We start from the raw sequence: 26,137 nt of genomic DNA, 5'->3' as shown, positions 1-26,137 counted from the left end.
CGCTCCCACAGGGTCCGCGCAGCTTTTGCGGCTTGCGCTGTACCTGTGGGAGCGGGTTCACCCGCGAAGAAGGCGACTCGGTCTTACAGTGTAGACACTCAGCCACTATCCGGGCGCGAGCATCAGGTTCGGAGCCAACCGATGGAAGCCCTCCTCGTCCAGGCGAATGTCCAGTGCCAGGCTGGCCAGGTCATCGGCCAGCGGCTCGGCCGCCGCATCGTTTTCCAGGTAGTTCTGCTTCAGGTAGCTCGCGCACGCCGGGCAGCATTCGGCCCGCAGCGGCGCCTTGCCCGGCGCATGGCAGTCATCGTCGAGGCTGGTGTAACGCAGGTCCTTGCTCGACTCGCAGTACACGCATTTGACCCGCACCACATGCCATTCACAGGCACACAGCGAACAGGCCAGGTAGCGCAGGCCGTTGTGCTTGCCACGGTTGCGCACCACCCCGGCCATCGCCGGCGAACCGCAGGCCGGGCACTGGGCCAGGCTGTCGGCGGGCTTGAGCTCAGGCGCGGGCAGCGCCAGCAACCAGCTGGACCAGGCCGCCTGCAAGGCCGCCCCAATGAACGGCACCAGCGCCGCGGGTACTGCGTCGTACTGGCCGGCGAGCAAGGCAATGCCCCAGCCCTTGCGCTGATGGTCGTCACTGCCACGCAGGGCTTGCAGCGCCTCACCCAACGGACCGCTGTTTTCCGCGCTGAAGTGCTTGAGCAAGCTCTGCAACCAGACCAGCCACGGCCCTTCACGCACCAGGCTGTCCGCCGCCAGCGGCGGTAAACCATGGCTTATGCACAGGCGCTGACGCTCCTCGGCCACCGGCATGCCAGCGGGCGGGTTATCCACAAGCTGCTGCTGGATATGGCACAAACGAGCCACCAGCTTCAGGTACTCGCCAAGGGCATTGCCCTCGGCCAGCTGCTCCAGGCGCGCGGCGCGCAGTTCGAACAGGTTGGCGGGTGGCAGGTGCAGGAACGGCGGCATCACCGCCGACGCTTCGATCTGCCCGGGTTCGAGTATCGTGCTCAAGCGCTCATCCTTCTTTTCGTCCGTGATTGCCCGGCGTCTTGTCGCCGGTCATTTCGCGGTACCACAACTCATGGTGCTTGCGCGCCCAGGCGCGACTGACCCAGCCATGCAGCATGGCGCCGATCGAGCCCTTGATCCAGATACCGGCATAGATGTGCACGATAATGCCGAGGATCAGCACGAACGCCGCCAGGGCGTGGAGCAGCGCGGACAGGCGAATGACCTCGATGCCGAACCAATGGCTGAAGTATGCGCGCCAGATCACCACGCCGCTGACCAGCAGCACCAGCATGCACACCAGCAAGGTCCAGAACAACAGCTTCTGCCCGGCGTTGTACTTGCCGATCGGCGGCACCCCCTCCTCCTTGTTGAGCATTACCCGGTCCACCCGGCGCAACCACAGGCGGTCGTTGGCGGTGATGAAGTTGGCGCGCCAGAAACGCAGCACCAGGCCGAGGAAGAACACGAACATCGCCACCCCGATGAAGGGGTGCAGGATGCGTGTCCACGGCCCACCACCGAACAGGTTGCTGAGCCAGAACAGCGCCGGATGGAACAGCGCCAGCCCCGACAGGCCAGCCAGGATGAACAGGATCGCGACGACCCAGTGGTTGCTGCGCTCGTTGGCGTTGTAGCGCAGGATGGGTTTGTTGTCGTTCATGGTCGCGGCTCCCCTTGCCCACCGGGCCTGGTCGGATCATAGACATGGACCGACGGGTCCACCTGGTGCACGCTTTCATCCGCTGGTGTCGGGTGTTCGTCCTCCTCCACCCGCTGTGGCCCGACCCGCACATAGTGGAAGAACCCGGCCAGCACCGCCGCGCCCATGGCCAGCAGCGCCAGCGGTTTGCTGAAGCCCTTCCACAGCCCCACCAGTGGGCTGATCACCGGCTGGTCCGGCAGGCCGGCGTACAACTTCGGCGTGTCGGCATGGTGCAGCACATACATCACGTGGGTGCCACCGACGCCGTCCGGGTCGTACAGCCCGGCCTTGTCATAGCCCCGTGACTTGAGGTCGACGATGCGCTCGGCGGCATGCACCTTCATCTCGTCCTTGCTGCCGAACACGATCGCCCCGGTGGGGCAGGTTTTCACGCAGGCCGGCTCCAGGCCCACGGACACGCGGTCGGAGCACAGGGTGCACTTGTACGCCTTGTGGTCCTTCTGCGAAATACGCGGGATGTTGAACGGGCAGCCGGTGATGCAGTAGCCACAACCGATGCAGTGGTCCTGGTTGAAGTCGACGATGCCGTTGGCGTGCTTGATGATCGCCCCCGGACTCGGGCAGGCCTTCAGGCAACCTGGCTCGGCGCAGTGCATGCAGCCGTCCTTGCGAATCAGCCACTCCAGGTTGCCGTCGTCGCGCTCGTGCTCGGTGAAGCGCATAAGGGTCCAGGTCTCGGCGGTGAGATCCTGGGGATTGTCGTAGGTGCCGTGGTTGTGGCCGACCTCGTCACGCAGTTCGTTCCACTCCGAACACGCCACCTGGCAGGCCTTGCAGCCGATGCACTTGGTGGTGTCGATCAGCTTGGCGACTTCCTGCTGCTGGCGTACCGAAGGCGGTACGGTGGTGGTGGCCGAGCGGGCGATGATGTCTTGGCTGGCCATCAGAGTTTCTCCACTTTGACGAGGAACGACTTGGACTCTGGCGTCTGGGTATTACCGTCACCCAGGAAAGGCACCAGGGTGTTGGTCAGGTAGCCATGCCGCGTAGCCCCGGTGAAGCCCCAGTGCAGCGGGATGCCGATCTGGTGCACGGTCTGGTTGTTGACCTTGAGCGGGCGAATCCGCTTGGTCACCACCGCCACTGCCTCGATATGCCCGCGCTTGCTCGACACCCGCACCCGGTCGCCGGCCTTGATACCCTTCTCGTTGGCCAGCACCTCGCCGATTTCGACGAACTGCTCGGGCTGGACAATGGCGTTGAGCGGGCAATGCTTGCTCCAGAAGTGGAAGTGCTCGGTCAGCCGGTAGGTGGTCGCCGCGTACGGGAACTCGTCGTGCTTGCCGAGGGTGTCCCACACCGAGTCGAAGACCCGCCCGGCCGGGTTGCTGGTGGCCTTCTTGTTCTGCGGGTGCAGCGGGTTGACGCCAATCGGCGTCTCGAACGGTTCGTAGTGCTCGGGGAACGGGCCTTCGGCCATCTTGTCGATGGCGAAGAACCGCGCCACGCCTTCAGGGTTCATGATGAACGGGTTCATCCCCGCCTCTGGCGGCGAGTCGACCTTGAAGTCGGGCACGTCGGTGCCGGTCCAGGCCTTGCCGTTCCACCACACCAGGCGCTTCTTCTCCGGGTCCCACGGCTTGCCTTGTGGATCGCTGGAAGCACGGTTGTAGAGGATGCGGCGGTTGGCCGGCCAGGCCCAGGCCCAGTTCTGCACCTGGTGCATGCCGTACGGGTCGCTGTTGTCACGGCGGGCCATCTGGTTACCCTGCTCGGTCCAGCTGCCGGCGAAGATCCAGCAGCCGGACGCGGTGCTGCCGTCATCCTTGAGCTGGCCAAAGCCTGCCAGTTGCTGACCGGCCTTGATCAGTGCACCCGTCGGGTCGGTGACGTCGGCCACCGCCCAGCCGTTCATTTCCTTGGCCAGTTCCTCCGGGGATGGCTCTTCAGGGATCTTGTATGGCCAGTTGATGTTCATCAGCGCGTCAGGGTAGGCGCCGCCCTCCGCCTGGTAACGTTGGCGCAGGCGCAGGAACAGCTCGCTCATGATGTGCACGTCGGTGCGGGTCTCGCCCGGGCCGTCGGCGCCCTTCCAGTGCCACTGCAGCCAGCGGCTGCTGTTGACCAGCGAGCCGTCTTCCTCGGCGAAGCAGGTGGTGGGCAGACGGATCACTTCGGTCTGGATGTTGGCCGTGTCGACATCGTTGAACGGCCCGACGTTGCGCCAGAACTCCGAAGTCTCGGTGGCCAGCGGGTCCATGATCACCAGCCACTTGAGCTTGCCCAGGGCCGCGGTGACGCGGTTCTTGTCCGGCAGCGCGGCAATCGGGTTGAAACCCTGGCACATGTAGCCGTTGACCTTGCCCTGGCCCATCATCTCGAACATGCGCAGCACATCGTAGGCCGGCACATCGAGCTTGGGCAGCCAGTCGTAGCCCCAGTTGTTCTCCGCCGTGGCGTTGGCGCCATACCAGGCCTTCATCAGGCTGACGTGGAACTTGCCGTAGTTCTGCCAGTACGACAGTTGCCCCGGGCGCAGTGGTTTGGAGGCGCGCTTGTCGATGTAGGCCGCGTAGTCCTGCTCGGCATCGCCGGCCAAGGTCAGGTAACCCGGCAACGAGTTGGACAGCAGGCCGAGGTCGGTCAGGCCCTGGATATTGGAGTGCCCGCGCAAGGCGTTGACCCCGCCACCCGGCATGCCGACGTTGCCCAGCAGCAACTGGACCATGGCCGCACTGCGGATGATCTGCGCGCCGATCGAGTGTTGCGTCCAGCCCAGCGCGTAGAGGATCGTCATGGTCTTGCCCGGTACCGAGCAGGTGGCGATCTCTTCCCAGATCTTCAGCATGGCGTCCTGCGGCATGCCACAGGTCATGCTCGCCAGCTCTGGGGTATAGCGGCTGTAGTGCTGCTTCATCAACTGGAACACGCAGCGCGGGTGCTGCAGGGTCGGGTCGACCTTGGCAAAACCGTCCTCACCCAGCTCGTAACCCCAGCCGGACTTGTCGGCATACACACGCTTGGCCTCGTCGTAGCCGCTGAACAGGCCATCCTCGAAACCATAATTCTCTTTGACGATGAACGACACGTCGGTGTAGTTGCGCACGTACTCGTGCTGGATCTTGTCGTTGCTCAGCAGGTAATTGATCAGCCCGCCCATGAAGGCGATGTCGGTACCGGTACGGATCGGTGCGTAGTAGTCTGCCACCGAAGCGGTACGGGTAAACCGCGGGTCGACCACGATCAGCCGCGCCTTGTTGTGCGCCTTGGCCTCGGTCACCCACTTGAAGCCGCACGGATGCGCTTCTGCTGCGTTGCCACCCATCACCAGGACCAGATTCGCGTTGGCGATATCGGACCAGTGGTTGGTCATGGCGCCACGGCCGTACGTCGGGGCAAGACTTGCCACCGTCGGGCCATGTCAGACACGAGCCTGGTTATCGAACCCCAGCATGCCGGTTGCGCGGACGACCTTGTGGGTCAGGTAGCCGGCCTCGCTGGAGGCGGCAGAAGCAGCGAGAAAACCGGTGGTGAGCCAGCGGTTGACCGTTTGCCCCTGGGCGTTCTTTTCGATGAAATTGGCGTCGCGGTCCTGCTTCATCAGGTCGGCGACGCGATCGAGCGCCTCGTCCCAGCTGACCCGCACCCACTCGCTGCTGCCCGGCTTGCGTACCTCGGGGTACTGCAGCCGGCTCGGGCTGTGGATGAAGTCCAGCAGGCCGGCGCCTTTCGGGCAGAGGGTGCCACGGTTGACCGGGTGGTCGGCGTCACCTTCGATATGGATGATGTTCTGTTTGACGTTCTTGCCCGCATCGCCCTGGCTGTACATGATCAGGCCGCAGCCGACCGAGCAGTAGGGGCAGGTGTTACGGGTTTCTTTGGTATGCGCCAGCTTGAAGTGACGCACCTGCTCGGCAAATGCGGGTGTCGGGGCCATGCCCAACGCCGCAAGGCTCGAGCCTCCAAGGCCGACGGCGGCGACCTTGAAGAACTGCCGACGGTTCAGGTCCATCGTGCACTCCTGATCAGGTGGTGGACGCACGGAACATGGCCGGCGCCTCTTGGTAGTCACGGTAGCGGCCAATTGATGGCTGCCAACAGACAAGACTAGCCAAGATTCGGGAAGGTGCGATGACATGGGTCAGCTGAAGGCGCTGTGTTGCCTGATTCGCGGGTGAACCCGCTCCCACAGGTATTACACATACCCAAGCTGTCGCGCTATTGCTGTGGGAGCGGGTTCACCCGCGAACACCGGCAACGCCGGTGCCATCCACCACTGGCCGATCAGCAAAGCGGCAGGTTGCGCACCACGTTCAGCGCCGCGCTGCTCTGGGCCACCGGCATGATCTCGATGGTATTGATGTTCACATGCGCCGGCTGCTCGGCAATCCAGGCCACCGTGGCCGCGATGTCCTCGGGCAGGATGGCCTGCACATCCCGGTACAGGGCCTGCACGGCATCCAGGTCGCCGTTCAGGCGCACCACCGAGAAATCGGTGCCCGAGCACAGCCCCGGCTCGATGTTGCTCACCCGCACGCGGGTGCCCGCGAGGTCGGCGCGCAGGTTGAGGCTGAACTGGCGGACGAAGGCCTTGCTGGCGCCATACACGTTACCGCCCGGGTAGGGGTAGGTGCCGGCGATCGAGCCGATGTTGATGATCATGCCGCTGTCGGCTTCCACCATCTGCGGCAGGATCTTGTGGGTGACCATGGCCAGGCCGGTGATGTTGGTGTCGATCATCCGCTGCCAGTTTTCCGCACTGCTGGCCTGGGCACGGTCCACACCCAGCGCCAGCCCGGCATTGTTGACCAGCAGGTCGATCTGCAGCGAAGCATCACGAATCTGCTCGACCGCCGTCTCGAGCGACAGCGGGTCGGTGACATCCAGCGCCAACGGAATGAAGTTGACACCCAGTTCGGTTGCCAGCGCTTGCAGCTTATCCATGCGCCGGGCGCCACCGATCACGCGGTAGCCTTTACCGATCAAGGTACGGCAGATGGCGCGGCCAAAGCCCGAGGAGGCGCCGGTTACGAATGCGGTTTTCATCAGTTGTCTCCTATGGATGGGGGTCAGGCCAGGTATTTCATGCCCAGGCTGGTAAACAGGCAGAGCATCGAGAACACCAATGCCTTGCGTACCACTTCGTTGCCCTTGCGCAGGGCCAGTGCGCTGCCCAGGTGGTTACCGAGGATGTTGCAGGCCACCAGCGGCAACGCCAGCAGGTAGACGACCTTGCCAGCAATGACGAAGGCCACCAGGGCGCCGATGTTGGAGGCGAAGTTGAAGGTTTTGGAGTTGGCCGAGCTGGAGACCAGGTCCATGCGCAGCAGGTAATGGAAGGCGATGATGAACATGCTGCCGGTACCGGGGCCGAAGAAGCCGTCATAGAAGCCGATGACCAGGCAGGTCAGCGGGACCACGGTGAACAGCACGCGCGATGACAGTTCGCGCTCCTCGACCGGGCGGTCCTTGGGGGTGAGGAAGATGAGGATGCCGAAGGGGATCAGCGCCAGGATGATCTTGCCCACGGTTTCCTGGGAGATCGACACGATCAGGTGCGCCCCCAGGTAGGCACCGAACAGCGAGAACGGCACGCCGACCAGCGCCACCTGCCAGACCATCTTGCTATTGGCCAGAAAGTTGCGGATCGCCGCCAGGGTGCCGAGGGTACTGACCAGTTTTTCCTGGCCGAGCGCTACTTGCGGTGGCATGCCGACCAGCAGAAAGCCCGGCACCAGGAACAACCCGCCGCCACCGGCAATGCTGTCGACGAAGCCGGCAACGAAGGCGATAGCTCCGAGCATGAGGACCGCCAGCAACCAGTGTTCCGCCCAGAAAGCGCCCAGAACTTCCATATTAAAGTCCATCCAGTGGAGTGTCCTGCCAAGCACAACGCAAGTGTGCATGTCCCAATCAGCGCGGTGATTGTAATTACAAAGATTGAATCGATGCAATATAAAATTAAATCGACTCAATGGCGATGATTGTCATCATTACCCGCATCTTGGCTTTCATGTTAGGCTTGCGCGCAATTGCAGAATCTGGTGCCATTTCCATGTGGGTCCCTCAATACGGCGATCAAACCCAGCCGGTTTACCTGATGATCGCTAATGCCCTTGAACAGGACATCGAAAGTGGTCGGCTTGCAGCAGGCGATCGTTTGCCCACCCTCAAAGACCTTGCCGAGGCACTCAATGTAACCCCCGGCACCGTTGGAAGAGCCTACGACGAAGCCGCCAAGCGCGGCCTGGTGGTTGGAGAGGTGGGCCGTGGCACATTTGTCAGGCAGTTGCGACAGCGGTTATCCACCCCATCGGTGCCTGCCCCCGTTACTGGCGAAAGCAGCCAGATCGATCTCTCGATCATCAAACCCAACGACGCCCACATGAGTGAGTGGTTGGGTGCGGCGATCAGCGAGCTGGCCACTTCTCCGGACCTGGGGCAGGTACTCGACTATGTGACTGAGGGGGGTCACACCTCCCACAAACAAGCAGGGGCAGCCTGGATTCAGCGCTGGCTGCCTGATGCTCGCTGGCAACAGGTTGTACTGACCTCTGGCGCCCAGCATGGACTATTGGTGGCCATCAGCAGCCTGTCGAAGAGCGACGATGTGGTGCTGTGCGAATCGTTCTGCTACCCGGGCATCATCTCCCTGGCCCACAGCATGGGCCGCCGCCTGCGCGGCGTGGCCATGGACGAGCACGGCCTGATTCCCGAGGCATTGCGCGCGGCCTGCCTGGAGCACCGCCCTTCCCTGCTGGTGTGCGTCACCACCCACCAGAACCCGACCAACTCGATCATGCCCCACGCACGGCGCCAGGCCATCGCCGAGATAGCCCGCGAGTTCGACCTGTTTATCGTCGATGACGATATCTACGGTTTTCTCGAACCCGCAGCGGATTACCAGCCACTGGCCGCGTATGCGCCTGAACGCTCGGTGTACCTCACCAGCCTGTCCAAAAGTGTGCTGCCGGCGCTGCGCATCGGTTACCTGTACGCGCCACCGCAAACCCTCTCGCGGTTATCGTCGATGGTACGCAGCAGCGTCTGGATGCCATCGCCGTTGATGGCGCAACTGGCCAGCAACCTGATCAACAGCGGCATGGCCGACCAGTTGGTGCGGGTACAGCAGGACGAGGCAGCCGCGCGCCAGCAAATGGCCCGGGAGATCCTTGGCAGGTACAAGATCCGCAGCCAGCCCAACAGCTTCCACATCTGGCTGGAGTTACCGGAGCCGTGGACCAGCGACGAATTCGCCAACCTGGCGCGCGACAATGGCGTCACGGTGGTCAGTGGCAGCCAGTTCCTGCCGGAACGCAGCCACGCCAACTGCGGCGTGCGAATTGCCCTGATGGCCCCCAAGCGCGAGGAACTGGGCTTTGCCCTGACCAAGCTGGTCAGCCTGCTGGATTCGCCGGAGCCGCGGTTGTTCTATTGAACTGACCTGGTACTGGTGTTGCAGTACCACTTTTTGGGGCGCTTTGCGCCCCTTTCGCGACGCAAGGCCGCACACAGCTAATCCGCTGCAGGTGAGGGTCCGCGCACCCCAAACCTACAAGTAAGAGAAAAATTCTTCGCGCCTCTGACCCGACTGCTCGTCAGCCGACTTCGATATTGAAATCATCGCCACCCAGATACCGGATGTGAACTGTTCCAGTCACAATCTGCCCATTTGGCGCGATGAGTTTGCAGATCGTCAGCAGGAACGCCTCTCGCCCCATCGGTTTCTTTGAATACAGATAACCACCCAAAGTAAACAGCGCACCACCAGCGGTCATTATCGGCCCTGCGTACATCTGGACATACTGAAACCAGGAGGGGCCGGCAGAACGATAGTAGGTGATCGTCGACGAGCCGAAAACCAGAGCACCGATGGCCAGCGCAGCGATGGAAAAACCCAACAGGAGTAGGAGCGCTCCCGTGTAGCCTGCACCCTTGTCGCAACCATTGAGGTACACAGCGTAACCTTCGCTGAACCCCGGGATACGATAGTCGCCCACTGAAGAATTCAGTTTGATTTCTATTTGATCTTCACTTTCTGATTGCATGATCCACTCCTTAGAAAGCATGGATACTAAGCAATCAGGGCAGCACATAGTTGGCGCTGGAGCAACTTCAGAAACCCCCTACAAAAAAGAAAGATACTTCATTGAAATAGTTTAAGCACCAGCCAATACGCTCACATCGTTTCCTTGCTCCAGACATAAAAAAACCCGGAGCAATTGCCCCGGGCTTTTTGGTCTGACGCGATGCCTAACCGTTCGAATCAGAACGGAATATCGTCATCGAAGCTGTCGAAGTCAGCCGCCGGCTGCGGGGCTGGCTGCTGCGGTGCCGGGCGCTGAGGAGCCTGTTGCGGACGCGGGGCCTGCTGGCGCGGCGCCTGGTTGTACTGTTGCTGCTGACCGCCACCGTAGTTGCCGCCACCCTGGTTGTACGGGTCACCGCCCTGCTGCTGGCCTTGCGGACGGCCGCCGAGCAGCTGCATGGTGCCGTTGATGTCGACGATGATCTCGGTGGTGTAGCGCTTGATGCCGTCTTTTTCCCACTCGCGGGTCTGCAGCTTGCCTTCGATATAGCACTGCGAACCCTTGCGCAGGTATTCGCCAGCGATCTCGGCAACCTTGCCGAACAGCGACACACGGTGCCACTCGGTACGCTCGACCTTCTGGCCCGACTGCTTGTCGGTCCACTGCTCGCTGGTAGCCAGGCTCAGGTTGGTCACGGCGTTACCGTTGGGCAGGTAGCGGACTTCGGGATCCTGGCCACAGGTGCCGACCAGAATGACTTTGTTAACCCCACGGGCCATAACGTTCTCCTAGGCTTCGCACGCCGAAGAGGCCGGGTTCACCAGGCGCTCGAGGGTCGTACGGTCCAAAATTTTCGTATCCAGTTTGATATAGATGGCGGCTTCTTCCGCCACCACGACGGCGTCGGTCACACCCGGCACGGCCATCAGGCGCTCGGTCAGGCCGGCTTCGCGGACTGCCTCTGGCGTCAGCGGCATGCGCAGGCTGGTCACATAGGGCGGCTCGTTCATGCGCAAGGCGACGACCAACCAGATGGCACACAGTACCGCACAACCGAGGAACACCATGCTCAGCCCGCCGTGCTGGAACAACCAGCCACCGAGGATTCCTCCCAAGGCAGCGCCGAGGAACTGGCTGGTGGAGTAAACCCCCATTGCCGTCCCCTTGCCACCCGCAGGCGACACCTTGCTCACCAGCGAAGGCAGCGATGCCTCCAGCAGGTTGAATGCAGTAAAGAATACCACGGTGCCGATCACCAGTCCGCGCAAACCGTCAGCCCACTGCCAGAAGAACACCTCCACCAGCAGCAACACACTGACCGCCCCGGCCAGTACGCGTTTCATCCTGCGCTTTTTTTCGCCGTAGATGATGAACGGAACCATTGCAAAAAATGAGATGAACAACGCGGTAAGGTACACCCACCAGTGCTGCTCCTTCGGCAGGCCACCACGTTCGACGAAGGCCAGTGGCAGTGCCACGAAGCTGGCCATGAGGATGGCGTGGAGGATGAAGATACCCACGTCCAAACGCAGAAGGTCCGGATGGCGCAGGGTCGGGCCGATCGCCTGGCGCGCCACGCCCGATTCACGGTGCTGCAGAATGCTGTGGGTATTGGGCACGACAAAAGCGATCAGCAAGATACCGACCAGGGCAAGTCCTGCCGTGGTGAGGAACAATCCTGACAAACCAAAGGCACGGGTCAGCAACGGGCCGACGACCATGGCGACGGCAAACGACAGGCCGATGCTCATGCCGATCATGGCCATGGCCTTGGTCCGGTGCTGTTCGCGGGTGAGGTCGGACAGCAGCGCCATTACCGCAGCGGAAATCGCCCCGGCCCCCTGCAGGATACGCCCGGCGATCACCCCCCAGATGGAGTCGGCCTGGGCCGCCAATACACTGCCCAGGGCAAAGATCACCAATCCCAGGTAAATCACTGGCCGGCGGCCGATGCGATCGGAAATCATCCCGAACGGGATCTGCAATACGGCCTGGGTCAGGCCATAGGCACCAATGGCCAGGCCGATCAGCGCGGGCGTGGCACCGGCCAGGTCCATGCCGTAGGTGGCCAGCACCGGCAAGACCATGAACATGCCCAGCATACGAAAGGCAAAGACCAGGGCCAGGCCGCCAGCGGCGCGGGTTTCGCCGCCACTCATGCGCTCGTTGTGGGTGTCGTGCATGGATTAACCTCGTGTGAACCGGCGGCGATTCTATCAGTCCGACAGCGTGACGGCATCTACGCGACGCTTTGCCGCGTACTGGCAGGGCGCCGTATACTTCCTTGTTTATGCCCGCCGAGCGAGGCCGCAGTGGACAAGATCCTGATTCGTGGGGCACGCACCCACAACCTGAAGAACATCGACCTGACCCTGCCCCGGGACAAGCTGATCGTGATCACCGGCCTGTCCGGTTCCGGCAAGTCGTCCCTGGCGTTCGACACCCTGTACGCCGAAGGCCAGCGCCGCTATGTGGAATCGCTGTCGGCCTATGCCCGGCAGTTCCTGTCGATGATGGAAAAGCCTGACGTCGACACCATCGAGGGCCTGTCGCCGGCCATTTCCATCGAGCAGAAGTCGACCTCGCACAACCCCCGCTCCACGGTCGGCACCATCACCGAAATCTACGACTACCTGCGCCTGCTGTACGCCCGCGTCGGTACCCCTCGCTGCCCGGACCACGATATCCCGCTGGAGGCGCAAACGATCAGCCAGATGGTCGACCTGGTGCTGGAGCGCCCGGAAGGCAGCAAGCTGATGCTGCTGGCGCCAGTGGTGCGCGAGCGCAAGGGCGAGCACCTGGCAGTGTTCGACGAACTGCGCGCCCAGGGTTTTGTGCGCGCCCGGGTCAACGGCAAGCTCTACGAGCTGGACGAACTGCCCAAACTGGACAAGCAGAAAAAGCACAGCATCGATGTGGTAGTCGACCGTTTCAAGGTCCGCGCCGACCTCCAGCAGCGTCTGGCCGAGTCGTTCGAGACCGCGCTGAAGCTGGCCGACGGCATCGCCCTGGTGGCACCGATGGACGACGAGCAAGGCGAAGAGATGATCTTCTCCGCACGCTTCGCCTGCCCGGTCTGTGGCCATGCGATCAGTGAGCTGGAACCGAAGTTGTTCTCCTTCAACAACCCGGCTGGCGCCTGCCCGACCTGCGATGGCCTGGGAGTGAAGCAGTTCTTCGACACCAAGCGCCTGGTCAATGCCGAGCTCACCTTGGCCGAAGGTGCGATCCGCGGCTGGGACCGCCGTAACGTGTACTACTTCCAGATGCTCGGCTCACTTGCCGCGCATTATGGCTTCAGCCTGGAGGAGCCGTTCGGCGAGCTGTCAGCCGAACACCAGAAGGTAATCCTGCAGGGTAGCGGCAAGCAGAGTGTCGACTTCAAGTACCTCAACGACCGCGGCGATATCGTCAAGCGCTCGCACCCGTTCGAAGGCATCGTGCCGAACCTGGAGCGCCGCTACCGCGAGACCGAGTCGGCCACCGTGCGCGAGGAGCTGGCCAAGTTCCTCGGCACCCAGCCCTGCCCGGATTGCCGCGGTACCCGCCTGCGCCGTGAAGCGCGCCATGTTTGGGTAGGCGAAAAGACCTTGCCGGCGGTGACCAACCTGCCGATTGGCGAAGCCAGCAACTACTTCGGCGAACTGACCCTGACCGGCCGCCGCGGCGAAATTGCGGCAAAGATCCTCAAGGAAATCTGCGAGCGCCTGCAGTTCCTGGTCAACGTCGGTCTCGACTATCTCACCCTCGACCGCAGCGCCGATACCCTGTCCGGTGGCGAAGCGCAGCGTATCCGCCTGGCCAGCCAGATCGGCGCTGGCCTGGTGGGGGTGATGTACATCCTCGATGAACCATCCATCGGCCTTCATCAGCGTGACAACGACCGCCTGCTGGCCACCCTCAACCACCTGCGCGACCTGGGCAACACGGTGATCGTGGTGGAACACGACGAGGACGCCATTCGCCTGGCCGACTACGTGGTCGACATCGGCCCGGGGGCCGGCGTGCACGGCGGGCAGATCGTCGCTGAGGGCTCGCCGCAGGAGGTCATGAATCACCCTGATTCACTGACCGGCAAGTACCTGTCCGGGCGCAAGAAGATTGTCGTGCCGGCCAAGCGCACGCCGCGCAACAAGAAGCTGCAACTCAAGCTCAAGGGCGCACGCGGCAACAACTTGCAGAACGTCGACCTGGAAGTGCCAATCGGCCTGCTGACCTGCGTGACCGGGGTGTCCGGCTCGGGCAAGTCGACGCTGATCAACAACACCCTGTTCCCCCTGGCCGCCACCGCCCTGAATGGTGCAAGCAGCCTGGAAGCGGCGCCGCATGCCAGCATGGATGGCTTGCAGCATCTGGACAAGGTAGTGGATATCGACCAGAGCCCGATCGGCCGCACCCCGCGCTCCAACCCGGCGACCTACACCGGCATCTTCACGCCGATCCGCGAGCTGTTCTCCGGCGTGCCGGAGTCGCGCTCGCGCGGTTATGGCCCCGGGCGCTTCTCGTTCAACGTCAAGGGTGGCCGTTGCGAGGCCTGCCAGGGCGATGGCCTGATCAAGGTGGAAATGCACTTCCTGCCGGATATCTACGTGCCATGCGATGTGTGCAAGAGCAAGCGCTACAACCGCGAAACCCTGGAGATCAAGTACAAGGGCAAAAACATCCACGAGGTGCTGGAAATGACCATCGAGGATGCCCGCGAGTTCTTCGATGCGGTGCCGGCGCTGGCGCGCAAGCTGCAGACGCTGATGGATGTGGGCCTGTCGTACATCAAGCTGGGGCAGTCGGCGACCACGCTGTCTGGCGGTGAGGCGCAGCGGGTGAAGCTGTCGCGCGAGCTATCCAAGCGCGATACCGGCAAGACCCTGTACATCCTCGACGAGCCGACCACAGGCCTGCACTTTGCCGATATCCAGCAACTGCTGGACGTGCTGCATCGCCTGCGCGACCACGGCAATACCGTGGTGGTGATCGAACACAATCTGGATGTGATCAAGACCGCCGACTGGCTGGTGGACCTGGGGCCGGAGGGTGGCTCAAAGGGTGGACAAATCATTGCCTGCGGTACGCCGGAAGAGCTGAGCGAAATGCAGCAGTCGTATACCGGGCACTACCTGAAACCGCTGCTGGAGCGGGACCGAGCCTGAGTGCTGACGGCGCAATGAAAAAGCCCCGGGTACCGTTGGTGCCAGGGGCTTTTTCTTGAGTCTGTGGATAACTTACATCTGCGATTGCAGGTAGTTTTCCAGGCCAATGGCCTTGATCAGGCCCTGCTGCTTCTCCAGCCAGTAGGTATGATCTTCTTCGGTATCGGCCAGCTGCGCACGCAGGATGTCACGGCTGACGTAGTCCTTGTGCAGCTCGCACAGTTCGATGCCTTTGCACAGCGCGCCGCGCACCTTGTACTCAAGCTTGAGGTCAGCCGCGATCATTTCCGGCACGGTGCTGCCCACTTCCAGGTCGTCCGCGCGCATGTCAGGGGTGCCTTCGAGCATGAGGATGCGACGCATCAGGGCATCGGCGTGCTGCGTCTCTTCTTCCATTTCGTGGTTGATGCGCTCGTAGAGCTTGGACAGGCCCCAGTCTTCGTACATGCGCGAATGAATGAAGTACTGGTCGCGTGCCGCCAGTTCGCCCTTCAGCAGCGTGACGAGATAGTTGATTACGTCCGGATGGCCTTGCATCGCCCTGATTCTCCATATGAAAACGTCTATGCCACATAGTGTGAACCAGCTTTTGCCTACGGTCACTGAAAAACGCGCAATTAGAAGCAAAAAATCGGTTAAACAGTAGTGATATTCATTGAAAAACCGCCCAAATGAGGGCGGTTCTTCTTATCACTTCGACTTAAGCGAGACTGATCTCCAAAGCCTTGGCAATCCCCTCGCCATAGGCCGGATCGGCCTTGAAGAAGTACTGCAGCTGGCGCTGGACCACATCTTCGCTGACGCCTGCCATGGTGCCAGCAATGTTGTTGATCAGCAGGGCTTTCTGCTCATCGTTCATCAGGCGAAACAGCGCCCCGGCGTGGCTGTAGTAGTCGGTGTCCTCGCGGTGGTCGTAGCGATCAGCCGAACCATTCAGGGCCAGTGCAGGCTCGGCATGGCGCGGCGACTGCTTCGGTGCATGACTGTAGCTGTTGGGCTCATAGTTCGGCGCGCTGCCGTAACTGCCGGTGGCCATGGAACCGTCACGCTGATAGCTGTTAACCGGACAGCGTGGCGCGTTCACCGGGAGTTGCTGGTGGTTGGTGCCTACCCGGTAGCGGTGGGCGTCAGCGTAGGCGAATACCCTCCCCTGCAGCATGCGATCCGGCGACAAGCCGACACCCGGCACCATGTTGCTCGGGCCAAAGGCAGCCTGCTCGACCTCGGCAAAGTAGTTGAGCGGGTTACGGTTAAGCTCCAGCACGCCCACCTCGATCAACGGGTAGACCTTTTGCGACCAGGTCTTGGTCACGTCGAAGGGGTTTTCGTCGCGGCTGGCAGCCTCGGTTTCGCTCATCACCTGAATGCAAACTGTCCAACGTGGATAGTCGCCACGCTCAATGGCCTCGAACAAGTCGCGCTGGGCGTAATCAGGGTCCGTGCCGGCCAGGCGTGCAGCATCTGCCGGGGCGAGGTTCTTGATGCCTTGCTGAGTCTTGAAGTGCCATTTCACCCAAGTGCGCTCACCCTTGCCATTGATCAGGCTGTAGGTGTGGCTACCGAAGCCGTGCATGTGACGATAGCCGTCCGGAATGCCACGGTCAGAGAACAGGATGGTGATCTGGTGCAACGCCTCGGGCGAGTGCGACCAGAAGTCCCACATCATCTGAGCATTCTTCAGGTTGGACTGCGGGTGGCGTTTCTGGGTATGGATAAAATCGGGGAACTTCAGCGGGTCGCGAATGAAGAACACCGGCGTGTTGTTGCCAACAATGTCCCAGTTGCCTTCCTCGGTGTAGAACTTGACGGCGAAGCCACGTGGGTCGCGCTCGGTGTCTGCCGAGCCACGCTCGCCGCCGACGGTGGAGAAACGCAGGAAGGTTTCAGTTTGCTTGCCGATTTGCTCGAACAGCTTGGCACTGGTGTAGCCAGTGATATCACGGGTAACGGTGAAAGTGCCGTAGGCACCCGAGCCTTTAGCGTGAACACGGCGCTCAGGAATGTTTTCGCGGTTGAAATGAGCGAGCTTCTCGATCAGGTGGAAATCATCGAGCAGCAACGGGCCACGTGGGCCGGCGGAGCGGGAATTCTGGTTATCGGCTACAGGTGCACCGCTGGCGGTGGTGAGAATCTTGCTCATGGGCTCTCCTTATCGGTCACGAAACGCCGGCTGATCGGCTGTGACGAGAGTATCGACGAGCAAGGTTACAGGGACAAATTCATTACATGACTTGAATCAATAGAAATAAACAATGCATACAGAAACAAAAAACCGGGCACTAGGCCCGGTTCTTTGTAGCAGACAGAACGTCTTACTCAGCAGCTTCTACAGCACCGCCGACCGGACGATCAACCAGCTCGACGTACGCCATAGGCGCGTTGTCGCCAGCGCGGAAACCGCACTTCAGGATGCGCAGGTAGCCGCCCTGACGGGTGGCGTAACGCTTGCCCAGGTCGTTGAACAGTTTGCCAACGGCGGACTTCGAACGGGTACGGTCGAAGGCCAGACGACGGTTAGCAACGCTGTCTTCCTTGGCCAGGGTGATCAGCGGCTCGGCAACGCGGCGCAGTTCCTTGGCTTTCGGCAGGGTGGTTTTGATCAGCTCGTGCTCGATCAGCGACACTGCCATGTTCTGGAACATAGCCTTGCGGTGAGAGCTGGTACGGCTCAGGTGACGTCCACTTTTACGATGACGCATGATTCATTCCTTACCAAACACTACGTTCGGTGATTACGACGATCAGGCGGTCGCCTTGTCGTCTTTCTTAAGACTTGCAGGCGGCCAGTTGTCGAGGCGCATGCCGAGAGACAGACCACGAGAGGCCAGGACGTCCTTGATTTCAGTCAGGGACTTCTTGCCCAGGTTAGGAGTCTTCAACAGCTCTACTTCGGTACGCTGAATCAGGTCGCCGATGTAGTAGATGTTCTCCGCCTTGAGGCAGTTGGCCGAACGTACAGTCAGTTCCAGGTCGTCAACCGGACGCAGCAGGATCGGATCGATCTCGTCTTCCTGCTCGACTACGACAGGCTCGCTGTCACCTTTGAGGTCGACGAACGCGGCCAGCTGCTGTTGCAGGATGGTCGCAGCGCGGCGAATAGCCTCTTCAGGATCCAGGGTGCCGTTGGTTTCCAGATCAATGACCAGCTTGTCCAGGTTGGTACGCTGTTCAACACGGGCGTTCTCGACCACATAGGCGATACGACGCACCGGGCTGAACGAAGCGTCCAGCTGCAAACGGCCAATGCTACGGCTTTCGTCTTCGTCGGTTTGACGGGAGTCGGCCGGCTCGTAACCACGACCACGAGCTACAGTGAGCTTCATGTTCAGGGCGCCGTTCGACGCCAGGTTCGCGATTACGTGATCGGGGTTGACGATCTCGACATCGTGATCCAGCTGAATATCGGCAGCGGTAACCACCCCCGAACCCTTTTTCGACAAGGTCAGCGTAACTTCGTCACGACCGTGCAGTTTGATAGCCAGGCCTTTCAGGTTCAACAGGATTTCAATTACGTCTTCCTGAACACCTTCGATCGCGGAGTACTCGTGGAGTACGCCGTCGATCTCGGCCTCGACTACTGCACAGCCAGGCATGGAGGACAACAGGATGCGGCGCAGCGCGTTGCCCAGGGTATGGCCGAAGCCACGCTCGAGAGGCTCGAGCGTGATCTTGGCGCGGGTCGGACTGACTACCTGCACATCAATGTGGCGGGGAGTCAGGAACTCATTTACCGAAATCTGCATGGATGCACCTATTTTCTAGCCCTTACTTGGAGTAGAGCTCGACAATCAGGTTCTCGTTGATGTCGGCAGACAGGTCGCTGCGAGCAGGAACGTTCTTGAAAACGCCCGACTTTTTAGCAGCATCCACGTCAACCCACTCAACGCGGCCACGCTGGGCGCACAGTTCAAGGGCTTGAACAATGCGCAGCTGGTTCAGCGACTTCTCGCGAACCGCGACCACGTCACCCGGACGAACTTGGTAGGATGGAATGTTTACAGTCTTACCGTTGACGCTGATCGCTTTGTGCGAAACCAGCTGACGGGACTCGGAACGAGTCGAGCCGAAGCCCATACGGTAGACGACGTTATCCAGACGGCACTCGAGCAGTTGCAGCAGGTTTTCACCGGTTGCGCCTTTTTTCGAGGCTGCAGCCTGGTAGTAACCGCGGAACTGACGCTCCAGAACACCGTAGATACGACGAACTTTTTGTTTCTCGCGCAGCTGGGTACCGTAGTCGGACTGACGGCCACGGCGCTGGCCGTGAATACCTGGGGCTGCTTCGATGTTGCACTTCGATTCCAGAGCGCGAACGCCGCTCTTCAGGAACAGGTCAGTGCCTTCACGACGAGACAGTTTGCATTTTGGACCAATGTAACGTGCCATTCTTCTGTCTCCTGATTACACGCGACGCTTCTTCGGCGGACGGCACCCGTTGTGCGGGATAGGCGTCACGTCGGTGATGCTGGCGATCTTGTAGCCGCAGCTGTTCAGTGCACGAACGGCGGACTCACGACCTGGACCTGGACCCTTGACGTTAACGTCGAGGTTCTTCAGACCGTATTCCAGCGCAGCTTGACCAGCACGCTCAGCAGCGATCTGGGCTGCGAACGGGGTGGATTTGCGCGAACCACGGAAACCCGAACCACCGGAGGTCGCCCAGGACAAAGCGTTGCCCTGACGGTCGGTGATGGTCACGATGGTGTTGTTGAAAGAGGCATGGATGTGGGCGATGCCATCAACCACTGTCTTTTTGACTTTCTTACGAGGACGAGCAGCAGGTTTTGCCATGTCTATATTCCTGGGCGATTACTTGCGGATCGGCTTACGCGGGCCCTTACGGGTGCGTGCGTTGGTCTTGGTGCGCTGACCGCGAACCGGCAGACCTTTACGATGACGCAGGCCGCGGTAGCAACCCAGGTCCATCAAGCGCTTGATCTTCATGTTGATGTCACGACGCAGGTCACCTTCGGTGGTGAACTTCGCGACTTCGCCACGCAGGGTTTCGATTTGCTCGTCGCTCAGATCCTTGATCTTAGCGGCTGGGTTTACACCAGCGTCTGCACAGATCTTCTGTGCAGTAGTGCGACCGACACCATAGATGTAGGTCAGCGAGATAACAGCATGCTTGTTATCTGGAATGTTGACGCCTGCAATACGGGCCATTCAGTGGGACTCCAATTGACAGCTACCTACGCCCCGGAAGCCAAGAAATAGGGCGCGAGATAATATCGCTGTAGAAACGAATAATCAACCCAGCAGCACACTAGCTGCTGGGTTTGAAGCGCAGATCACACTCAGCCTTGGCGCTGTTTGTGACGCGGTTCCGCGCTGCAGATCACTCGTACGACGCCTTCGCGACGGATGATCTTGCAGTTACGGCACAGCTTTTTCACCGATGCACGAACTTTCATTACCGACTCCTCGAACCTTAGGGGCGTATCAGCGCAGCAGACCGCTGCCACCGTAGCCTTTCAGGTTGGCTTTCTTCATCAGGGATTCGTACTGGTGCGAAACGAGGTGCGATTGTACTTGGGACATGAAGTCCATCACAACCACTACCACAATCAGCAACGAGGTCCCGCCAAGGTAGAACGGCACATTTGCTGCCACCACCAGGAACTGGGGCAGAAGGCAGACGGCCATCATGTAAAGAGCACCGAACATGGTCAGACGGGTCAGAACGCCATCAATGTAGCGTGCCGACTGCTCACCAGGACGGATACCCGGAATAAAGGCACCGGACTTCTTCAGGTTTTCCGCTACGTCTTTCGGGTTGAACATCAGCGCTGTGTAGAAGAAGCAGAAGAAAATGATCCCTGCACTAAACAGCAGAATGTTCAACGGCTGACCAGGAGCGATCGACTGCGAGATGTCCTGCAGCCAGCCCATACCTTCGGACTGACCGAACCAGGCACCCAGCGAAGCCGGGAACAGCAGAATGCTGCTCGCGAAAATGGCCGGGATAACCCCCGCCATGTTCACCTTCAGCGGCAAGTGGCTAGTCTGCGCAGCGAAGACCTTGCGGCCCTGCTGACGCTTGGCGTAGTGAACGGCGATACGACGCTGACCACGCTCGATGAACACCACGAAACCGATAATCGCTACTGCCAGCAAACCGATAGCGACCAGGGCGAAAATGTTGATATCGCCTGTGCGCGCAGACTCGAAAGACTGCCCGATTGCTCTCGGAAGACCGGCAACGATACCTGCGAAGATCAACATCGAGATACCGTTGCCCACACCGCGCTCGGTGATCTGCTCACCCAGCCACATCATGAACATCGCGCCTGCCACGAAGGTGGAGACGGCGACGACATGGAAGCCCAGGCCTGCAGAAAACGCCACGCCCTGGTTGGCCAGGCCAATGGACATGCCAATGGCTTGAACCAGTGCCAGGATAACGGTGCCGTAGCGGGTGTACTGGCTGATCTTGCGACGGCCAGCTTCACCTTCCTTCTTCAACTGCTCCAGTTGCGGGCTGACCGCCGTCATCAGCTGCATGATGATCGATGCCGAGATGTACGGCATGATCCCCAGTGCAAAGATGCTCATGCGCTCGAGCGCGCCACCGGAAAACATGTTGAACAAGCTAAGAATGGTCCCCTCATTCTGCCGAAACAGATCCGCCAGACGGTCTGGATTGATGCCAGGAACCGGGATATGCGCACCTATCCGATAGACGATGATCGCCATGAACAGAAAGCGCAGACGAGCCCAGAGTTCCGACATCCCGCCCTTACCGAGCGAAGAGAGAGCACCTTGCTTAGCCATTTATTCCTCGAACTTGCCGCCAGCTGCTTCGATAGCCGCACGCGCACCCTTGGTGGCTGCGATACCCTTGATGGTGACTGCGCGAGTGACTTCGCCAGACAGCATGATTTTCACGCGCTGTACGTTCTGGCCAATCACGTTGGCATCCTTCAGGGATTGCACGGAGATCACGTCGCCTTCCACCTTGGCCAGCTCGGACAGACGCACTTCGGCGCGGTCCATGGCTTTCAGCGAAACGAAGCCGAACTTCGGCAGACGACGGTGCAGCGGCTGTTGACCGCCTTCGAAGCCAGGAGCGATCGAACCACCCGAACGGGAAGTCTGACCTTTGTGGCCACGGCCGCCGGTCTTACCCAGACCGCTACCGATACCACGACCTGGACGATGCTTCTCGCGACGGGAACCCGGCGCTGGACTCAGATCATTGAGTTTCATCGATTAACCCTCGACCTTCAGCATGTAGTAAGCCTTGTTGATCATCCCGCGGTTCTCGGGAGTATCCTGGACTTCTACAGTGTGACCGATGCGACGCAGACCCAGACCCTTAACGCACAGCTTGTGGTTAGGCAGACGGCCCGAGACGCTCTTGATCAGCGTTACTTTTACGGTTGCCATGATCAGAAGATCTCCTCGACGCTCTTGCCGCGCTTGGCAGCAATGGATTCAGGAGATTGCATGGCTTTCAGACCCTTGAAGGTGGCGTAAACCACGTTCACAGGGTTGGTCGAACCGTAGCACTTGGCCAGAACGTTCTGAACACCAGCAACTTCCAGGACAGCACGCATTGCGCCACCGGCGATGATACCGGTACCTTCCGAAGCAGGCTGCATGTAAACCTTCGAGGCGCCGTGGGCAGCCTTGGTGGCGTACTGCAGGGTGGTGCCCTTCAGGTCAACCTGGATCATGTTGCGGCGAGCAGCTTCCATGGCTTTCTGGATCGCGGCAGGTACTTCGCGCGACTTGCCACGGCCGAAGCCAACACGACCTTTACCATCACCTACCACGGTCAGCGCGGTGAAGGTGAAGATACGGCCGCCTTTTACGGTTTTGGCAACGCGGTTAACTTGAACCAGTTTCTCGATGTAGCCTTCGTCGCGCTTTTGATCGTTATTTGCCATAACTTAGAACTCCAGCCCGCCTTCACGAGCAGCATCAGCCAGCGCTTTGACGCGGCCATGGTACTTGAAGCCGGAACGGTCAAAGGCAACTTGAGATACACCGGCGGCTTTCGCACGCTCAGCTACCAGCTTGCCAACCTTAGTGGCCGCGTCGATGTTGCCAGTGGCGCCATCACGCAGGTCTTTGTCCAAGGTCGAGGCGCTTGCCAGAACCTTGCTGCCGTCGGCCGAAATGACCTGGGCGTAGATGTGCTGCGAGGAGCGGAACACGCACAGGCGCACGACTTCGAGTTCGTGCATCTTGAGACGTGCTTTGCGAGCGCGACGCAGTCGAATAACTTTTTTGTCGGTCATTTACTAGGCCCTACTTCTTCTTGGCTTCTTTACGACGGACTACTTCGTCCGCGTAACGCACACCTTTACCTTTGTAAGGCTCTGGCGGACGGAAGTCGCGGATTTCAGCGGCCACCTGACCTACCAGCTGCTTGTCGATACCCTTGATCAGGATGTCGGTCTGGCTAGGCGTTTCAGCGGTGATACCGGCTGGCAGTTCGTAGTCCACTGGGTGAGAGAAGCCCAGGGCCAGGTTCAGGACGGTGCCTTTGGCCTGTGCCTTGTAACCAACACCGACCAGCTGGAGCTTGCGCTCGAAGCCTTGGCTTACGCCTTGGACCATGTTGTTGACCAGAGCACGGGTAGTACCGGCCATGGCACGAGCTTGCTGGTCACCATTGCGAGCGACGAAACGCAGCTCACCAGACTCTTCGGTAACTTCAACAGACGAGTGAACGTTCAGTTCGAGAGTGCCTTTGGCACCCTTCACCGAAAGCTGCTGGCCGGCGAATTTGACTTCGACACCGGATGGCAGCTTAACGGGGTTCTTAGCGACGCGAGACATGTCTATCTCCCCTTAGAACACTGTGCACAGAACTTCGCCGCCGACACCGGCAGCGCGCGCAGCGCGATCAGTCATCACACCTTTGTTGGTGGAGACGATAGACACGCCCAGGCCGCCACGTACTTTCGGCAGCTCTGTGACGGACTTGTACTGGCGCAGGCCTGGACGGCTGGAGCGCTTCAGTTCCTCGATGACCGGACGGCCTTCGAAGTACTTCAGTTCGATCGACAGGGAAGGCTTGGCCTCACCAGTTACCTGGTAGCCAGCGATGTAACCTTCGTCCTTCAGAACTTTGGCAACCGCAACCTTCAGGGTAGAGGAAGGCATGCTTACGACGGACTTTTCAGCCATCTGGGCATTACGGATGCGAGTTAGCATGTCCGCTAACGGGTCCTGCATACTCATGGGCTAGATGCTCCTGATACAAGAATTATTAGCCTTGCGGCTATGACAACCACCCGAGCGGATTGGGCAAAAAACCCAGGCTCAGGTGAGCCGGTCATTCTAGACACAAGACAGAAACGAAACAAGCCCCATATAGGGGCTTGTTTGTTGGCGAGGTCACCGACGGTCGGAAGATTGCTCCCCTTCCGTCGGGAATCTGCCTACAGCGATTACCAGGAGGCCTTGACCAGACCTGGTACGTCGCCGCGCATTGCAGCTTGACGCAGCATGTTACGGCCCAGGCCGAACTTACGGTATACACCGTGAGGACGACCGGTCAGGCGGCAACGGTTGCGCAGACGCGCAGCGCTGGCATCACGTGGCTGCTTCTGCAGAGCGACAACGGCAGCGAAACGCTCTTCTGGAGAGGCGTTCAGGTTGACGATGGTCGCTTTCAGCTCAGCACGCTTCTTAGCGAACTTGGCTACCGTGAGCTGACGCTTCAGCTCGCGGTTTTTCATGCTCTTCTTGGCCATTTTCCTACTCCAATCAGTTGCGGAACGGGAACTTGAAAGCACGCAGCAGAGCGCGGCCTTCGTCGTCCGAACGAGCAGTGGTGGTCAGGGTGATGTCCAAACCGCGCAGAGCATCGATCTTGTCGTAGTCGATTTCCGGGAAGATGATCTGCTCTTTCACGCCCATGCTGTAGTTGCCACGACCATCGAAGGACTTGGCATTCAGGCCGCGGAAGTCGCGAACCCGAGGCAGGGAGATCGCCAGCAGGCGGTCCAGGAATTCGTACATCTTGTCGCTACGCAGGGTCACCTTGACGCCGATCGGCCAGCCTTCGCGGACTTTGAAGCCAGCGATGGATTTGCGAGCGAAAGTCACGACCGGCTTTTGACCGGTGATCTTTTCCAGGTCGGCAACAGCGTGCTCGATGACTTTCTTGTCGCCGATCGCTTCGCCCAGACCCATGTTCAGGGTGATCTTGGTAACGCGCGGAACTTCCATCACGTTCGACAGCTTAAGTTCTTCCTTAAGCTTAGGAGCGATTTCGTTCCGGTAAATCTCTTTCAGTCGTGCCATGGTCTTCTACCTAGCAGTGTTCAAGCATCAACCGCTTTTTGGGTCGACTTGAAGACACGAATTTTTTTACCGTCTTCTACTTTGAAACCAACGCGGTCAGCCTTGTTGGTCTCGCCGTTGAAGATGGCAACGTTGGAAGCGTGCAGAGGCGCTTCTTTCTCGACGATACCGCCCTGTACGCCCGCCATCGGGTTAGGCTTGGTATGACGCTTGACCAGGTTCACGCCACCGATGACCAGACGGTCATCAGCCAGAACCTTCAGCACCTTACCGCGCTTACCTTTGTCTTTGCCGGCGATCACGATGATCTCGTCGTCACGACGAATCTTTTGCATGTCGGATCTCCTTACAGCACTTCAGGGGCGAGCGAGACGATCTTCATGAACTTCTCAGTACGAAGTTCACGGGTCACTGGCCCGAAGATGCGAGTGCCGATCGGCTCTTGCTTGTTGTTCAGCAGAACAGCAGCGTTGCCGTCGAAACGAATGATGGAACCGTCAGCGCGACGTACACCGTGACGGGTACGGACGACAACAGCAGTCATCACCTGGCCTTTTTTGACCTTACCGCGCGGAATCGCTTCCTTGACGGTCACTTTGATGATGTCACCGATGCCGGCGTAACGACGGTGCGAACCGCCGAGTACCTTGATGCACATGACGCGACGAGCGCCGCTGTTATCGGCCACATCGAGCATGGATTGAGTCTGAATCATAAAATTTCTCCGACCCCTAGCCCTTAGACTTCAACAGCGCGTTCGAGGACTTCAACCAGTGCCCAGGACTTGGTCTTGGCCAGCGGACGGGTTTCGCGAATGGAAACCTTGTCGCCGATCTTGCACTGGTTGGCTTCGTCGTGCGCGTGCAGCTTAGTCGAACGCTTAACGTATTTACCGTAGATCGGGTGCTTGACGCGACGCTCGATCAGAACGGTGATGGTCTTGTCCATTTTGTCGCTGACGACACGGCCAGTCAGCGTACGGACGGTTTTTTCAGCTTCAGCCATGA

The 26,137-nt window shown here is 60.1% G+C and carries 31 protein-coding genes; 2 read left to right on the top strand and 29 right to left on the bottom strand.

The genetic code is table 11. From position 1 onward, the window contains the following. Positions 1–105: 105 nt before the first annotated feature. The 6 genes from fdhE to FQ664_RS02910 all read right to left on the bottom strand — a co-directional run bounded on the left by fdhE (position 106) and on the right by FQ664_RS02910 (position 7,545). A complete protein-coding gene (gene fdhE, locus FQ664_RS02935; protein ID WP_144170334.1) occupies positions 106–1,026 on the bottom strand; it encodes a formate dehydrogenase accessory protein FdhE in 921 nt (306 codons plus the stop codon). Between the two features lie 4 nt (positions 1,027–1,030). Further along, positions 1,031–1,687, bottom strand: coding sequence for a formate dehydrogenase subunit gamma (locus FQ664_RS02930; RefSeq protein ID WP_144170333.1), 657 nt, complete (start codon positions 1,685–1,687; stop codon positions 1,031–1,033). Then, the gene (gene fdxH, locus FQ664_RS02925; protein ID WP_144170332.1) at positions 1,684–2,634 is read right to left on the bottom strand and encodes a formate dehydrogenase subunit beta; all 951 of its coding nucleotides are present in this window, start codon (positions 2,632–2,634) and stop codon (positions 1,684–1,686) included. Before fdxH ends, FQ664_RS02930 begins: the two co-directional genes overlap by 4 nt. Beyond that, positions 2,634–5,702, bottom strand: a complete 3,069-nt coding sequence (gene fdnG, locus FQ664_RS02920; RefSeq protein ID WP_144170331.1) for a formate dehydrogenase-N subunit alpha — start codon at positions 5,700–5,702, stop codon at positions 2,634–2,636. Before fdnG ends, fdxH begins: the two co-directional genes overlap by 1 nt. A 272-nt stretch (positions 5,703–5,974) precedes the next feature. Continuing rightward, positions 5,975–6,736 carry an SDR family NAD(P)-dependent oxidoreductase gene (locus tag FQ664_RS02915; RefSeq protein ID WP_144170330.1) on the bottom strand — a complete coding sequence of 254 codons (762 nt, stop codon included), beginning with the start codon at positions 6,734–6,736 and terminating at the stop codon, positions 5,975–5,977. 23 nt (positions 6,737–6,759) lie between these two features. Then, entirely contained in the window at positions 6,760–7,545 is a 786-nt protein-coding gene (locus FQ664_RS02910; RefSeq protein ID WP_144170329.1) for a sulfite exporter TauE/SafE family protein, read from the bottom strand. A gap of 200 nt (positions 7,546–7,745) precedes the next feature. On the opposite strand from FQ664_RS02910, the gene FQ664_RS02905 reads away from it, so the two are divergent. Next, the gene (locus tag FQ664_RS02905; protein WP_144170328.1) at positions 7,746–9,128 is read left to right on the top strand and encodes an aminotransferase-like domain-containing protein; all 1,383 of its coding nucleotides are present in this window, start codon (positions 7,746–7,748) and stop codon (positions 9,126–9,128) included. 160 nt (positions 9,129–9,288) lie between these two features. Here FQ664_RS02905 and FQ664_RS02900 read toward each other — a convergent pair whose 3' ends face one another. From FQ664_RS02900 to FQ664_RS02890, 3 genes are all read right to left on the bottom strand, one after another. Beyond that, positions 9,289–9,738 carry a hypothetical protein gene (locus FQ664_RS02900; RefSeq protein WP_144170327.1) on the bottom strand — a complete coding sequence of 150 codons (450 nt, stop codon included), beginning with the start codon at positions 9,736–9,738 and terminating at the stop codon, positions 9,289–9,291. A gap of 218 nt (positions 9,739–9,956) precedes the next feature. Next, positions 9,957–10,499, bottom strand: a complete 543-nt coding sequence (locus tag FQ664_RS02895; RefSeq protein WP_114167939.1) for a single-stranded DNA-binding protein — start codon at positions 10,497–10,499, stop codon at positions 9,957–9,959. A 9-nt stretch (positions 10,500–10,508) separates the two neighbouring features. Beyond that, positions 10,509–11,903: an MFS transporter gene (locus FQ664_RS02890; protein WP_144170326.1), complete on the bottom strand. Its 1,395-nt coding sequence runs from the start codon at positions 11,901–11,903 to the stop codon at positions 10,509–10,511. Between the two features lie 129 nt (positions 11,904–12,032). Here FQ664_RS02890 and uvrA point away from each other — a divergent pair, with 129 nt between their 5' ends. Continuing rightward, entirely contained in the window at positions 12,033–14,867 is a 2,835-nt protein-coding gene (gene uvrA, locus FQ664_RS02885; RefSeq protein WP_178090943.1) for an excinuclease ABC subunit UvrA, read from the top strand. 72 nt (positions 14,868–14,939) lie between these two features. On the opposite strand, the gene bfr is transcribed toward uvrA, so the two are convergent. From bfr to rpsQ, 20 genes are all read right to left on the bottom strand, one after another. Next, complete coding sequence (gene bfr / locus FQ664_RS02880) at positions 14,940–15,404, bottom strand: bacterioferritin (RefSeq protein ID WP_144170325.1); 465 nt, start codon at positions 15,402–15,404, stop codon at positions 14,940–14,942. A gap of 163 nt (positions 15,405–15,567) precedes the next feature. Next, the gene (locus FQ664_RS02875; protein ID WP_144170324.1) at positions 15,568–17,007 is read right to left on the bottom strand and encodes a catalase; all 1,440 of its coding nucleotides are present in this window, start codon (positions 17,005–17,007) and stop codon (positions 15,568–15,570) included. 172 nt (positions 17,008–17,179) lie between these two features. After that, on the bottom strand, positions 17,180–17,566 hold the full coding sequence (rplQ, locus tag FQ664_RS02870) for a 50S ribosomal protein L17 (RefSeq protein WP_003255451.1): 387 nt from the start codon (positions 17,564–17,566) through the stop codon (positions 17,180–17,182). 42 nt (positions 17,567–17,608) lie between these two features. Continuing rightward, positions 17,609–18,610, bottom strand: coding sequence for a DNA-directed RNA polymerase subunit alpha (locus FQ664_RS02865; RefSeq protein WP_003255452.1), 1,002 nt, complete (start codon positions 18,608–18,610; stop codon positions 17,609–17,611). 22 nt (positions 18,611–18,632) lie between these two features. Continuing rightward, complete coding sequence (rpsD, locus tag FQ664_RS02860) at positions 18,633–19,253, bottom strand: 30S ribosomal protein S4 (RefSeq protein ID WP_003257114.1); 621 nt, start codon at positions 19,251–19,253, stop codon at positions 18,633–18,635. A gap of 15 nt (positions 19,254–19,268) precedes the next feature. After that, positions 19,269–19,658, bottom strand: coding sequence for a 30S ribosomal protein S11 (gene rpsK / locus FQ664_RS02855; protein ID WP_003255454.1), 390 nt, complete (start codon positions 19,656–19,658; stop codon positions 19,269–19,271). Positions 19,659–19,676: 18 nt separating this feature from the next. Then, positions 19,677–20,033 (bottom strand): 30S ribosomal protein S13, encoded by a 357-nt coding sequence (rpsM, locus tag FQ664_RS02850; RefSeq protein WP_003257112.1) that lies wholly within the window; start codon positions 20,031–20,033, stop codon positions 19,677–19,679. Positions 20,034–20,164: 131 nt separating this feature from the next. Further along, complete coding sequence (rpmJ, locus tag FQ664_RS02845; protein WP_002555468.1) at positions 20,165–20,281, bottom strand: 50S ribosomal protein L36; 117 nt, start codon at positions 20,279–20,281, stop codon at positions 20,165–20,167. 28 nt (positions 20,282–20,309) lie between these two features. Then, complete coding sequence (gene secY / locus FQ664_RS02840) at positions 20,310–21,641, bottom strand: preprotein translocase subunit SecY (RefSeq protein ID WP_003255459.1); 1,332 nt, start codon at positions 21,639–21,641, stop codon at positions 20,310–20,312. Further along, positions 21,642–22,076, bottom strand: coding sequence for a 50S ribosomal protein L15 (gene rplO / locus FQ664_RS02835; RefSeq protein ID WP_003257107.1), 435 nt, complete (start codon positions 22,074–22,076; stop codon positions 21,642–21,644). It lies immediately after the preceding gene. A gap of 3 nt (positions 22,077–22,079) precedes the next feature. Continuing rightward, on the bottom strand, positions 22,080–22,256 hold the full coding sequence (gene rpmD, locus FQ664_RS02830; protein ID WP_003255463.1) for a 50S ribosomal protein L30: 177 nt from the start codon (positions 22,254–22,256) through the stop codon (positions 22,080–22,082). A gap of 2 nt (positions 22,257–22,258) precedes the next feature. Further along, the gene (gene rpsE, locus FQ664_RS02825; RefSeq protein ID WP_003255465.1) at positions 22,259–22,759 is read right to left on the bottom strand and encodes a 30S ribosomal protein S5; all 501 of its coding nucleotides are present in this window, start codon (positions 22,757–22,759) and stop codon (positions 22,259–22,261) included. Positions 22,760–22,762: 3 nt separating this feature from the next. Continuing rightward, complete coding sequence (rplR, locus tag FQ664_RS02820) at positions 22,763–23,113, bottom strand: 50S ribosomal protein L18 (protein WP_003255467.1); 351 nt, start codon at positions 23,111–23,113, stop codon at positions 22,763–22,765. A 10-nt stretch (positions 23,114–23,123) separates the two neighbouring features. Then, entirely contained in the window at positions 23,124–23,657 is a 534-nt protein-coding gene (rplF, locus tag FQ664_RS02815; protein ID WP_003255469.1) for a 50S ribosomal protein L6, read from the bottom strand. A 12-nt stretch (positions 23,658–23,669) separates the two neighbouring features. After that, positions 23,670–24,062 (bottom strand): 30S ribosomal protein S8, encoded by a 393-nt coding sequence (gene rpsH, locus FQ664_RS02810; RefSeq protein ID WP_019097628.1) that lies wholly within the window; start codon positions 24,060–24,062, stop codon positions 23,670–23,672. Positions 24,063–24,271: 209 nt separating this feature from the next. After that, the gene (gene rpsN, locus FQ664_RS02805; protein ID WP_012316516.1) at positions 24,272–24,577 is read right to left on the bottom strand and encodes a 30S ribosomal protein S14; all 306 of its coding nucleotides are present in this window, start codon (positions 24,575–24,577) and stop codon (positions 24,272–24,274) included. A 13-nt stretch (positions 24,578–24,590) separates the two neighbouring features. After that, the gene (gene rplE, locus FQ664_RS02800) at positions 24,591–25,130 is read right to left on the bottom strand and encodes a 50S ribosomal protein L5 (RefSeq protein ID WP_003255474.1); all 540 of its coding nucleotides are present in this window, start codon (positions 25,128–25,130) and stop codon (positions 24,591–24,593) included. A 20-nt stretch (positions 25,131–25,150) separates the two neighbouring features. Then, complete coding sequence (rplX, locus tag FQ664_RS02795; protein ID WP_003255476.1) at positions 25,151–25,465, bottom strand: 50S ribosomal protein L24; 315 nt, start codon at positions 25,463–25,465, stop codon at positions 25,151–25,153. A gap of 11 nt (positions 25,466–25,476) precedes the next feature. Beyond that, complete coding sequence (gene rplN, locus FQ664_RS02790; RefSeq protein ID WP_002555479.1) at positions 25,477–25,845, bottom strand: 50S ribosomal protein L14; 369 nt, start codon at positions 25,843–25,845, stop codon at positions 25,477–25,479. A 23-nt stretch (positions 25,846–25,868) separates the two neighbouring features. Beyond that, entirely contained in the window at positions 25,869–26,135 is a 267-nt protein-coding gene (gene rpsQ / locus FQ664_RS02785; protein WP_003255478.1) for a 30S ribosomal protein S17, read from the bottom strand. Positions 26,136–26,137: the final 2 nt, after the last annotated feature.

This window comes from Pseudomonas persica, assembly GCF_900291015.1.
GTDB lineage: Bacteria > Pseudomonadota > Gammaproteobacteria > Pseudomonadales > Pseudomonadaceae > Aquipseudomonas.
The sequence above is the reverse complement of the archived record's forward strand: the minus strand, read 5'-3'. Positions and strand labels throughout refer to the sequence as shown.